The following is a 2,391-nucleotide window of genomic DNA, read 5'->3' on the forward strand; positions in this document are numbered from 1 at the left end:
TTCTTACCAACGTATTTCGCCACAGACTTCATCAAATAATCTGCTGCAGGACGCACACTGTGTAAAGCAGGTCCCTGGTGAAGTTTCACATAGTAGTAGGCACCACTGCGTGTAATTTCCATGTGATAGTTACCTGGAGCAATCAACACGCGACCTGGCACAACTTGATCACCTTCTTGAGCTTCTTTCACCTCAAAAGGGTACATCTTGTTTAGGTTGTCAGCGAATGACTTCGTAAAACCAGGGGGCATATGTTGAACCACCACAGTTCCTGGAATATCTGCCGGCATACCAGACAAGAAAACTTTCAAAGCTTCAGTACCACCTGTTGAAGAAGCAACAGCGATCATCTGATGCGTCGTTCTTGCCATGGAAGTCACCTTCGCGACAGGGGCTGTAGGCGAAACCACTTTCTTCACTGGGTTAATACGCGCTCTCGAAACCTCACGAACTTTTTCAACGATCGCCTTTGAAAGTGCCTCTAATGTTTGGCTGACATCGATAGAGGGCTTTTCCATAATCTCGATAGCACCTGCTTCAAGAGCACGGAAATAAGTTTCAGAACCTGTCTTCGCCAAGCTCGAAAAAATAATTGTACGGGTTGGGAAGTGTTGCATGACTTTTTCAAGAAAGCTGATGCCATCCATACGGGGCATCTCGACATCCAAGGTCATTACATCAGGCTTCAAAGCCACCAATTTATCGCGAGCAATATAGGGATCAGAGGCTGTCCCAACAACTTCAATATCCGGACTTGAAGAGAAAATCTTTTCTAAAAGCTTACGGATCACAGCAGAGTCATCAACGATTAGAACACGAATCTTTGCGGACATGACTGCTCCTTAAATCTTTTGATAAACCGCACGGGAAAGCGGTTTTAAGTTAGGATGTTTTACGTTACCTGACTCAGAGTGACCCAGAACCAAGTAAGCGCCTGGAGCCAAGCAGCTTACTAAATTGTCGATCACCTTCTTCGTAGTCTCTTCATCAAAATAAATCAAAACGTTACGGCAAAAAATCACGTGGAACTTATTCTGAAATTCGTATCTTGGGCTCATCAAATTAAATTGCGCGAAACGAATCATGCCATGAATTTGATCTTTGGCTCTCCAGAACTCCTCGCCTTTTGCTGTCACTTTCTCAAAGTACTTACTGCGCTGCAAAGGCGGAAGCCCCTGCATTTCACGCTCTTCATAGGTACCTACAGAAGCTTTTTTTAAAACTTGCAAATCAATGTCGGTAGCAAGCAAACGCACTTTCGCAGCACCCAATTCTGGTTGCGTTTCACATGCCGTCATGACAATCGTGTATGGCTCTTGCCCCGTGCTGGCAGCCGCACACCATATGCGAATATCATTACCAAATTTTTTCGCCAATTCAGGCAAAACCTTCTGTAAGAAATCAAAGTGATTCGATTCACGATAGAATGACGTCATGTTCGTCGTTAATGCAGAGATAAACTCTTGCACCATTTCGTGGCTGCCTTTTTCAAGGATCGCCCAATACTCTTCATATGTTTTCAAAGAATGGCGGCGAAGTAGCTTCACGATGCGATTACGAATCAATGCATGATTTTTCGGTGTGAGCGGTAAGTCTACTCCTGCAAGCTCATACATACGTGTCGCAAATTTCTCGAACATCTTGTCGGAAAGCTTGATATCCTCGAAGTCATACAAGGAACCAACAACGTCGTTAGCTTTTTTTACCGAGCTCATGCTGCCATCTCCCTGCCTTTTGCAACATTGCTTACCAGTGCGCCTGGTTCAAGAATAAGAACCGTACGACCGTCACCCAAGATCGCAGCGCCTGCCACCTCTGGAATGTGCTGACCTGTTGTGATTGGTTTTACAACCACTTGAGCCTGCCCCAAAACATCATCCACCGGGAAGGCCATCTGACCTGTCATGGATTCAATGATCACAAGCATTGTTTCTTCACGACGCGCACTCAAAGAGTTCTCGCGACGTTGCGCTAACATTTCGTCTTTTTTATTCAACGTCCAATTGATAGAGCCCAAAGTTTTAGAGACATCAATCACCGGCAACAAATGACCGCGAATGCTTGCCACTTTGCCCGCTTTAGAAACGTTCGTGTAGTCTTTCGGTTGAACGCGCACGATCTCGCGAATCGAATGAATTGGCAAAATATAGCGAGCTCCATCCAACGCCACGATGATACCGTCAGTGATCGCCGTGCTGAGCGGAATTGTCAGACGGAAAGTCGTACCAACACCAGCTTTAGACATAATGTTGATCTTACCGTTGATTTTATCCAGATTTGATTTCACAACATCCAAACCAACACCACGCCCAGATAAATCAGAAATTTTATCTGCCGTCGAAAAGCCCGGTTGGAATATATATTGGAAAACAGTTTCATCCGGAAGAGTAT

3 protein-coding genes are annotated in these 2,391 nt (G+C 45.1%); all 3 read right to left on the bottom strand.

What is annotated here, in order from left to right; genetic code table 11:
• The coding region (gene cheB / locus VF412_RS00655; protein WP_331337259.1) for a chemotaxis-specific protein-glutamate methyltransferase CheB at positions 1–833 on the bottom strand (833 nt) is incomplete at its 3' end.
• A 9-nt stretch (positions 834–842) separates the two neighbouring features.
• A complete protein-coding gene (locus VF412_RS00660; RefSeq protein WP_331337260.1) occupies positions 843–1,715 on the bottom strand; it encodes a protein-glutamate O-methyltransferase CheR in 873 nt (290 codons plus the stop codon).
• Positions 1,712–2,391: chemotaxis protein CheW (locus VF412_RS00665; protein WP_331337261.1), on the bottom strand; the 680-nt coding region annotated here is incomplete at its 5' end. The genes VF412_RS00660 and VF412_RS00665, both read right to left, overlap by 4 nt.

It is taken from the genome of Bdellovibrio sp., from assembly GCF_036384735.1.
Lineage (GTDB): Bacteria > Bdellovibrionota > Bdellovibrionia > Bdellovibrionales > Bdellovibrionaceae > Bdellovibrio.